At 26.9% G+C, this 10,205-nt stretch carries 11 protein-coding genes; 5 read left to right on the plus strand and 6 right to left on the minus strand.

The genetic code is table 11. From position 1 onward, the window contains the following. Nucleotides 1-68: 68 nt before the first annotated feature. Nucleotides 69-1,400, plus strand: coding sequence for an MATE family efflux transporter (locus tag L992_RS05125; RefSeq protein WP_052191772.1), 1,332 nt, complete (start codon nt 69-71; stop codon nt 1,398-1,400). An 88-nt stretch (nt 1,401-1,488) separates the two neighbouring features. Here the strand turns inward: L992_RS05125 and L992_RS05130 are convergent, their stop codons facing one another. Continuing rightward, nucleotides 1,489-1,791, minus strand: coding sequence for a hypothetical protein (locus L992_RS05130; protein ID WP_047383410.1), 303 nt, complete (start codon nt 1,789-1,791; stop codon nt 1,489-1,491). A 207-nt stretch (nt 1,792-1,998) separates the two neighbouring features. Between L992_RS05130 and L992_RS05135 the strand changes: the two genes are divergently transcribed. Next, nucleotides 1,999-2,376, plus strand: coding sequence for a YkvA family protein (locus tag L992_RS05135; RefSeq protein WP_047383408.1), 378 nt, complete (start codon nt 1,999-2,001; stop codon nt 2,374-2,376). A gap of 11 nt (nt 2,377-2,387) precedes the next feature. Here L992_RS05135 and L992_RS05140 read toward each other — a convergent pair whose 3' ends face one another. The 3 genes from L992_RS05140 to L992_RS05150 form a co-directional block, all read right to left on the minus strand. Further along, nucleotides 2,388-2,615, minus strand: coding sequence for a hypothetical protein (locus L992_RS05140; protein ID WP_047383406.1), 228 nt, complete (start codon nt 2,613-2,615; stop codon nt 2,388-2,390). A gap of 78 nt (nt 2,616-2,693) precedes the next feature. After that, on the minus strand, nt 2,694-3,098 hold the full coding sequence (gene ndk, locus L992_RS05145) for a nucleoside-diphosphate kinase (protein WP_047383405.1): 405 nt from the start codon (nt 3,096-3,098) through the stop codon (nt 2,694-2,696). A 72-nt stretch (nt 3,099-3,170) separates the two neighbouring features. Beyond that, complete coding sequence (locus tag L992_RS05150; protein WP_047394754.1) at nt 3,171-5,207, minus strand: TonB-dependent receptor; 2,037 nt, start codon at nt 5,205-5,207, stop codon at nt 3,171-3,173. 195 nt (nt 5,208-5,402) lie between these two features. Here L992_RS05150 and L992_RS05155 point away from each other — a divergent pair, with 195 nt between their 5' ends. Further along, nucleotides 5,403-6,584, plus strand: coding sequence for a MalY/PatB family protein (locus L992_RS05155; protein ID WP_047394756.1), 1,182 nt, complete (start codon nt 5,403-5,405; stop codon nt 6,582-6,584). A 238-nt stretch (nt 6,585-6,822) separates the two neighbouring features. On the opposite strand, the gene L992_RS05160 is transcribed toward L992_RS05155, so the two are convergent. After that, a complete protein-coding gene (locus L992_RS05160; protein WP_047394759.1) occupies nt 6,823-7,167 on the minus strand; it encodes a hypothetical protein in 345 nt (114 codons plus the stop codon). A gap of 31 nt (nt 7,168-7,198) precedes the next feature. Beyond that, entirely contained in the window at nt 7,199-8,059 is an 861-nt protein-coding gene (locus L992_RS05165; RefSeq protein WP_047394762.1) for an alpha/beta hydrolase, read from the minus strand. Between the two features lie 228 nt (nt 8,060-8,287). Here L992_RS05165 and L992_RS05170 point away from each other — a divergent pair, with 228 nt between their 5' ends. Further along, on the plus strand, nt 8,288-9,022 hold the full coding sequence (locus L992_RS05170) for a MipA/OmpV family protein (protein WP_047394765.1): 735 nt from the start codon (nt 8,288-8,290) through the stop codon (nt 9,020-9,022). 122 nt (nt 9,023-9,144) lie between these two features. Continuing rightward, complete coding sequence (locus L992_RS05175) at nt 9,145-10,143, plus strand: hypothetical protein (protein WP_156110645.1); 999 nt, start codon at nt 9,145-9,147, stop codon at nt 10,141-10,143. Nucleotides 10,144-10,205: the final 62 nt, after the last annotated feature.

Below are 10,205 nucleotides of genomic sequence, written 5' to 3' on the forward strand. Positions count from 1 at the left end.
ATATATCCGGTTTTTTTAGATGAAACTATGATATCTTATTTAGAGACTAAATACAAGGAGAATTTGACATGTTAGAAAAATTAGAAAAAGAAAAAATTAGTAAACTTATTATTCAATACTCCCTTCCAGCACTAGTTGCAATGGGAGTTAATATTTTTTATAATTTAGCCGATAGATTTTTTATAGGTTATTATATTGGAAGAATGGGAATTGCGGGCGTTAGTTTAACAATGCCAATCTCTACATTTAATTTAGCCACAGGACTTTTATTTGGAATTGGATCCGGTGTTCTTATGAGTATTAATCTAGGAAAAGGAGATTTAAAGCGTGGAGAAAATATTCTTGGAAATGGATTCACCTTACTATTTTTAATAGGAATACTTCAAACTATTTTACTATTTTTATTTACAGATAAAGTTATTTTAGCTTTAGGTGGAAGTGGAGAACTTTTTAATTATACAATGAGCTATTTAAAACCACTTTCAGTTGGAATATTTTTACAGGTTATGTATGTTGGAACCAATGAAATGATAATTGGCAGTGGAGCACCTAAAAAAGCTATGTTAATTGGACTTATAGGATGTTTGACAAATATCATTTTAGATCCTATCTTTATAAATATTTTAAATTTAGGAATGAAAGGAGCTGCTTTAGCTACAGTTATTGGAAATTTCATAGCTGTTATTTCTCAACTGATATACTTGAGTAAATACAGTGAGCATTTGAAATTAAAACCTTACAATCTACTATTGAAGTGGCAGAGAGTTAAAGAACTTACGATTATTGGTACACCAGCATTTTTAGTCCAGTTTTTTACTGCACTTGTTGTTGTTCTTACAAATATTATTTTAAAAAAACTTGGAGGTGATTTATATATTGCTACTTTTGGAATTTTAAGTAGTTTATATCTTATAGTATTTTTGCCTATTGTTGCAATTTATCAAGGAACACAACCTATTTTAGGATATAACTATGGACGTGAAAATTTAAATAGAGTTCAAAAGATTTGTAAAAAATCTTTGTTATATAGCACAATTGTTGCCACTCTTGGATTTTTAGTAACTGTTTTAGCAAGTGATTTTCTTATGAATATTTTTGCAAAAACTGATTATCAATTAAAATTAACTGCAATAAATAGTTCTAAAATTTATTTTTCTATGATTTTTCTTTTAGGAATAAATGTTATTGGAGCAGGATATTTTCAAGCTATTGGAAAATTTAAAACAAGTTTAATATTAAATGTTTCTAAACAATGTTTTTTAACAATTCCTTTGATTTTTATTTTGTCATGGAAATTTGGAATAAAGGGTTTATGGTTAGCTTCCGCAATTACAGAGTGTTTAATGGCTTTAATTACTTTATTATATTTAAAAAAAGAAAATATTAGAATACTTGTTTAGAATTTTATTTTTTATTTTATATACTAAATAATTATAGGACTATCTATAATCTCGGAAAATAAAAGACCTGTTAACAGGTCTTTTTTTATTATAAATCTATTTCTCCTACATTTAGTTTTTCAACAAATGAATATGTAGAATTTATTTGTTTTAATACAAATATTTTTTCTTTTATGATTTGTCCACCAAAATCATTATATGTTTGATATTTTATTTTTTGAGCAAATAAGCCCTCTTCTAGCTGAACAACTCTGTCAGCCTCTAATACCTTTACCGCCGGAGTATTGAAATAACTTCCTAGTGCAAAGGCCACTCCTGTTTTGTATGATGTCTTGGGTGCTGAATAACTTAATGTGGAAAGTGCTAACAAAAATAAAACCGCTTTTTTCATAGTGTGTACCTCCCTATGGTATTATTATTCATGATATAAATTATACTCTATAATTACATCTTTTAAAAATATAATTTTTATATACATATAATCTAATTATAGTTGTTAATGTATATTTTGAAATCACACCAACACATAAAAAAACAACTTGAATAATTTTAAAAAAAGAATTATACTATAATACAGTAATTTTTAAGTGGAGTGTCTATGGATAAAATAATTTTAAAATTTTTTAAAAGCTTTAGTGGAAAAAAATTAACTTCTAAGGATTTGAAATTGGCTGTAAAAAAAGCCATGAATTTAGGTGCTACTGCTGAGGATCTACTTCTTATTATAAATTTAATAAAAGATACAAAAAATAAAAAATACAAACTAGATAAAAAATGTTTCTTTATTTTAACTACAGCTATAGTATATGTTATTGCACCTATTGATGCTGTATCAGATTTAATCCCTGTCGCTGGATGGGTAGATGATGCAACTCTTATTGGATATGTAGCTCGAAGCTATGCTGATGTTTTAAGAGATTATAAAGAGTTTACTAGAGTTAATATATCAAACGATAAAAAAGAACACACTGAATAGTGTGCTCTTTTTTATTTATCATCTTTCGATTTGAATTTTTCTTCAATTTTAAAAATTAACATCTTAACATCTAATAGTTCTGCTGCTATAAGTTTATCAAAATTATCTTTATAAACTTTTTCTAATTTTTTAAATCTTTCCCAGAAATCTTCAAGTTCTTCTTTTTTTACCTCTTCAACTTTTTTTAAATTTTCCGTAGCTTCTTTTTTTAACTCTTCTAATTTTTTTTTATTTTCCATAAAATACACCTCTCTTTTTTCAGCATATATTTATTTATACAGTATTTTTAATAAACTCCTTTTTTTATAAAAAATTTATTAAATATTTTTAAAAAAGTTTTTAATCTCTCTTTCGCTACTTTCTAAACTATCAGAAGTATGAACAATATTTTTTAATACATCTAACGAAAAATCTCCCCTTATAGTTCCTGGAACCGCATCTATAGGTGAAGTGCTTCCTGCCATAGCTCTAACTATTTTTATACACTCTTTACCCTCTATCACCATTAAAACTAGTGGACCAGATGTTATAAATTCAACTAAATTATCATAAAATTCTTTTCCTCTATGATCTTCATAATGTTTTTTAGCTTTTTCTAACGAAATCGTTTCCATCTTTAGAGCTTTTATTTCCAATCCTTTTCTTTCAACTCTTTGAATAATCTCCCCTATCAACTTTCTTTCAACTGCATCCGGTTTTATTATTAGCAATGTTTTTTCCATAGTGCCCCCTATTTAGTATTTACATCCTATATATTTGATACTATTTCTTAACTTAATTTCCTTTATTTGATTTTAGAAAATATAATTTATTCCAACAAAATAATTTCTTTCATCCGCTGCTCGATATAAAATATCTCCATCTATATCTAAACTATCTGCATACATCTCATTGAATACATTGTTAATTCCAGCATATAGTCTCATCGCATCGTTAACCTTATAATTTACAATTAGATTTGTGACTATATAATCATTCACTTTACCCCCGGTATTCTTACTGTCCACATATATCGCATCTTTATAAACTGTTGATAAAATTGTATTTACTTTTGGATTGAAATCATATTTTGCACTCAAGTGAAAACTATTCTTAGATACTCCAGGAACATTTTTCCCTTTATAGTTCCCTTTTGTAATTTCAGCATCAATATATGAATATCCTTCTGATAATGTGAACTTTCCTAAATATTGTTCAAAAGATAACTCTATTCCTTTTCTTCGAGTTTCATCTAAGTTATATGATACCCAATTTGCAGAATTTCCTTCTCTATAAATTTCATCAGTAGTCTCACTATAAAAAGCTGCTAGACTAATATATGAAAACATGAAATAATCTCTCATTCCTATTTCAAAGGAATCATAAGTCTCATCCTTTACTCCAGAAAGACCATATTCAAATCCATTTGCTATTTGTGAATTATTTGGATTATTAAAAATACTTGTTGGACTTGGTGTATTAAACCCTCTCTCCCATCTTATATAACTATTCCCTGTATCAGAGTATAAATAATTAAGTGCAAGTTCATACGCCATATTATCCATTGTATCTGTACTTTCTGGTGTACTTCTTATAGGATTTAATCTATTTCTTGTTTCATACTTATTTTCTGTTTGATTATATCTAACTCCTTGAATCAATTCAATTTTATTTAACTTATAACTGTTTAAAGCATAAATCGAATAACTTTCGCTTGCTCTTTTATCTAAAGCATTTTGATTTCTACTTCCAACTCCCTCAATATCTCTAGATGATTTCAAATAGCTATAGTCAAATCCCATAACCAAACTACTATTCTCTCCATATCTCCATTGGAGTTTTGGCTTTATATCTACTTGCTCTTCTTTTATTTCATTATCTAAAAATTGAACTGATTTGTTACCATTGTCAGAAGAAAATCTATCATTTTTTCTTTGATAAGTTCCTTGAAGACTAAATCTGAAAGAATCAGACAGCTCTTGATTATAAATAGCTGTAACCATATCTCTATTTATTTCCGTATTTTGATTTACAGAAGCCGAACTTCCAATTTGTTGCCTATCTTCATCATATTCTTCTTTTGTTAACATTCCACCTGGATCCTGACTCTTATCTTTTGATTTTTCAAATTTCAGAGTAACATCTGATTTATTAGATATTTTATATTTTGCTAAAATATCCGCACTTACAAGCTCTTGATTTTTTTCATCTAAATATGAATCGCCCTCTTCATAAGCTATGTTTGTCTGAAGTAATAAATTTTCTGTCAATAATGCTCCTGCAGAAGTCGATATTCTTTCTCGTCCATGAGAACCGATTTCAAAATTAACTCTATTTGTAGGTTTCATTCCACTTCCAGATTTTGTAATTATATTTATAACTCCACCGGCTGTTCCTGTTCCATAAAGTACAGCTCCTCCACCTGGAATTACTTCGATTGTCTCAACGGTATTCAAATCTATAGAATCTAAAGGAATTCTTGTATGAGTTTTATTTAAAGGAACAATCGAAACACCATCTACAAGTATTTTTACATTACTTCTAGCTTTATCTGAACCTTGACCTCTTAAATCTACAGTACTTCCAAATGTTCCTTTTGTTATAGTTACGCTTGGAATTTTTTCTAAAACTTCTTCAACGCTTGTGTATCCCTTTTCTTGAATCTCTTGACTGCTTATTACCGTTACATTTGATGGTATTTCTCTTATATTTGTTTCAAACCCTGTTGTGGTTATAACCGACTCCTCTAATTTTACAAGTCCTTTTTCTTGATCACTCTCATTAAAAAATATATCCTCTGCATATCCTGTTGTTGCTAGTAAAAAAGCTAATAATCCTATTCTTTTTTTCATTTCCCCTCCAATTCATTATACAAATTATTTGATAATCAAAACATTAGTGTTAGTATATATTTTTTATTCACTTGTGTCAAGTATTAAAAAATATAAAAAAATTCAGTTAAGGACCTTGACTTTTTTTATTTATGAAGTATAAATGTATCAAGTGAATTTTAGTTAGGTTACTTAACTATATGATGAGGAGGTTTTATGAATAATTTTAATATTTTAAAAGAAAGAAAAAATACAAATTCAATCAAATGGGATTTTATTAATTTTATGTATCCTGATTTAAATCATGAAGTTTTACCTTTGTGGGTTGCTGATATGGATTTTGAATGTTGTAATTCAATTGTCAACTCTTTAAAAGAAAGAGTTAACAGTAATATCTATGGTTATAGTTCTTTTGATGACGAATATTATGACATTATTACGAACTGGGTAAATAAACAATATGGGTATTCTGTTAATAAAAGTGAAATTTTCTACAGCCCTGGAATCGTTCCTGCATTGGGAATACTTATAAGAACTTTAACTAAAGAAAAGGACGGAATTATTATTCAATCTCCTGTTTACTATCCATTTAAAAATATGATTAAAAATAACAATAGAACAGTTGTTGAGAATAACTTAGTAAACAATAATGGATATTATGAAATTGATTTTGAAGATTTAGAAGAGAAAGCTAAAAATCCCAATAATAAAATGCTTATCTTGTGTAGTCCTCACAATCCTGTTGGTAGAGTTTGGAATCAAAAAGAATTAGAACAGATAGCTATCATATGTTCTAAATACAATGTTTATATAGTTTCAGATGAGATTCATTGTGATTTATTAAGAGAGGGAATAACTTTTAATTCAATGGGAAAATTAAAAGATACTATAAAAAATTTACTTGTAATCTGTACTGCTCCAAGTAAATCATTCAATTTAGCGGGACTTAATCTATCAAATATATTTATTTTTAATGACAATATAAAAGAGCTTTGGAAAGATGAGATAACTAATAAAATGGCTGTTTCTAATCCATCACCATTTGCAATTTCAGCAACAAAAGCAGCATATACAAGTGGAGGACAATGGTTAAAAGATGTAAATAAGTATATCGATAGCAATTTAATATATTTAAAAGAATTCTTAGATAAAAAATTGCCCGCTGTAAAATATGTAATTCCAGAAGGAACTTATTTAGCATGGTTAGATTTTAATAATTATAATTTAACTGATGAACAATTAACAAGTTTATTATTAAATGAAGCAAAGGTTGCTTTTGATGAAGGAAAATTATTTGGAATGACTGGGGAGAAATTCCAAAGAATAAATGTTGCTTGTCCTAGATTAATTTTAGAAGAAGCTCTTGAAAGAGTTTATAATACTTTAAGAAGTAAATAAATAAAAAGTGAATTAGAAATACTAAATATTTAAAATAATTTAAAACTGACTTTCAAAGGAAATGGTAGAAAATGAAAATCTTTCATGATGAAGATAACAACGGTAAAACCATTGGAAGGATGTCTTATCGAAATGTTCTTTTGTTAAATTTCTTTTTAATAAATATCCAGAGAAATATAAAGATATTATTAAAGCATAATTTATAAAAACTGGAGATATCAAAACCTCCAGTTTTTCACTATTTTATTATATCGTATTTTAAAACCTTCAGCACTCTATCCCCATCTTTTGCCAACCCATTAGTTGCTTTACCTTTATCAATTCCTTTAATTTTAACTTTAACCTCTGAATAAGGGGTCTCACCTTTGATTAACAATTCGTTCATATGCCTATTTAACTTATCACTTTCTCCGTCATAGATCCAATATTCTTGTCCTGTTTTATCATCAGTAAATATTTCAACTTCATGACCATAAGTATACATTCCCGTATATTCTTTTACTTTAGAACTGGTACATCCTGCAAATATTAAAAGTGTACTTAACAAAATTATCAACTTTTGATTTTTTTCATTTTCTAACATAAATCTTCCCTTTCTTTTTTATAAATCTATTTTATTTTTCTTTACTAAACCACTTTATTTGTTCAGTTATAGATGATAAAAATACCTCATTTTCATAGACATCATAATGACCACAATCATATTCTAATAATTTTTTATTACATTTTAATGTTTTATATATAAAATCCATCTCCTGAGGTAGATTCACAATATCATTATTGGCTTTTAAAAGTAATACCGGAACATTTATTTTATCTAAATATGAATCTATCGACAACTCATTGATATCACTAATAGTTGCTAAGGATAATTTTGTGCTCAAAAGCATTGAAAACTCCTCTTTATATCTATCTAAAAATGTTTTGCTTTGAGAATCAGATAACAATTTCTTTAGAGGAAGTAATAACCTCTTATTCTCTGAAATCTCCTTATATCTAATATTTTCAAGCTGGTTCAAGTACTTCTCCTTTCCTTCAAGATCTAATAAAGATGTATTATTTCTTAGTCCATCTGAAAATGTAATTTGTGCATATACTCCTGAAATTCCAGGTAGTGTAGCCGCTAATTTCAATACATATAACCCACCTAAAGAAGTTCCCCATAAATACAGTTGCTTATCTTTAAAATCCTCATTTTTTCTCAAATATAAAATAACATTTGAAATATCTCTCATCTGATTTGTAGGGATTATCTGTGTTTCTCCTTCACTTTCTCCAAACCCATTATAGTCAAAGGTAATAACATCAAATCCCTCTAAAGAAAATTTTTCAGCATATTTTGGAAAAAACAAATTTTGAACTCCTGCAAATCCATGGCACATTAGAATAATTCCATTTTTTTTATTTTGAGAATTTGCTTCATAATGAATTCCCTTTAAAATATTTTTATCAGAATAAATTTTAAACTCTCTCATTTTTCTATACATCTCCCTTCAGTTTTAAATATTATTTATATATAACACCTTTTAAATTTGCTGTCAATTGAAAATATCAATTCATAAATATGGTTATTTTTTTTATTTGATACACTTTTTTTAATTTTCGTGTACCTTTTCATTAAATTTTGTGTATGTTTTTATTAAATTTTCAATTTTTCCTTTAGAATTAAAATTAAAATAAATTAAAGTAACGGGAGATTATTTATGAAAAAATTATTATTTTTTAATCTATTTTTACCTTCAATACTCTTAGCTAGCAACAATTTCTCATTAAGTTTATCTAGTGGTGTGAACAATTCAGTCTATAAAACAAAAAAACAGCAAAACTCTTATGTTTTGCCTACCTTAGATATTCAATACAACGGATTTTTTATTGAAAGTAGTGAAATTGGATATACTTTTTGGGGCGATGAAACACTATCTCTTTCAATAAGCAGTGAATTTTTTGCAGGTTATCCAATCAAAGGCAAGGATTTAAAAGTTGGCTATCAAAATATTGAAAAAAGAAAATCACTAATTATGAGTGGTCTATCTTTAGACTATAAATTTTTAGAAGACAACTATCTTTCACTCTCTACAAATTTTGGAAAGAAGGGAAATAAAACTAGCTTAAATATATTAAGAAGTATAACTCTACCCCATAACTTTCTTTTCGTTCCATCGATCTATGGAAATATATATTCTAGAGATTTTTCAAACTACTATTTTGGAATAACAGCTGATGAAGCTAAAAAGAACAGCTTAATAACAGCCCCTTATTCTGTTAAGGAAACTTATGCAGTGGGAGTATCCATGGCTTTAGAAAAAAAATTAAATAAGTCATTCTCTATCTATACATTTGGGAGCTATGAAGTTTTGTCAAACACAATAAAAAAATCTCCTATTGTTAAAAAAGATTACTTCTGGACAGTGGGAGGTGGGTTAAAATACGCACTTTAATTTTATATTTTTTTTATATTTTTTTATTATTTTTTTCTTTTAAAAAAAATTCGTTTGCAAAAACAGAATCTCCATTTAAAGAGTTATCCACAATAACATCTGAGTTTATAGTAAATAAAGATTTGGATAGTTTAGAAAGCGAGGAGTTAAATAGATTTATTTTAGATAGTTTCTCATTGGGGAATGAACTATTTCTAACAAACTTCTTATCTACTCAACCAAAATTAATCGATTGGATGAAAAATAATAGAAAAATCTTAGGTGATAATCCTACAGTTAGATATCAATCTTTCTTTCTCTCTAAAAATTTTGAATATATTATATCCGGATCTTTAAAAAATTTAGAGTTTATAACATTTCAATTATATTCTTTAAATAATAATGAAAATATTCCAACTAATGTTATCTCTACTCAAGATTTTAAATATATTAAAGATAATAAATTTGAATTGATAGTTTCTCCTAAGTTATATTTACAAAAAAATATGTTGCAAACGTCTCCAAATGATTACATTTTAATAATAAGAGAATTTTATAAAAATGACTTGTTAAAAGATAATTCAATAAGCAATATAAAAATTAAAGAAATAAGTAATATTAAAAATAAAGAGAATTTAAGTTCAGAGATATCCCCTAAAAAAATTACTGATTTTATTCAGGGAATTATCGTTTCTACATTCAATCTTTATGAGCAACTTAAAGGTAGTTCAAACTCTGAAATAGAAAATAAATATAAGTTAGCTTTATTTCCCACTAAAGGCAATTATTATGAAGGTGAAGTTGTTGAACTAAATGACGATGAAATATATGAGATAACTGTTCACAATTTACCTCAAAATTTAAACTTTATTTGGACTTTTTATAATATATTTTCTCGAACACCTGATTATAAAAAATATAATGTCTATCTAAATAATTATAATGTTGAGTATCACTCTCAAAATAGTTTTAAATTCTATCTCTCTAAACATAAAGTTGATAATCTTAAAAATAATTTAGAAACAGGCGGATATTCAAGAGGAATACTAAGTTTACGAATAACTGAAGAAAACATACCTGACAATTTTGATTATAGTATAAAAAAAATAAAAATTGGAGAGGTGAAAAATATATGTCATTAGCAGGTATTGCTATACGTAGACCAGTTGCAACGGTAATGGTGATGGTTTCGATGGTATTCTTA

It is taken from the genome of Cetobacterium sp. ZOR0034, from assembly GCF_000799075.1.
In the GTDB taxonomy this organism is placed as follows: Bacteria; Fusobacteriota; Fusobacteriia; order Fusobacteriales; family Fusobacteriaceae; genus Cetobacterium_A.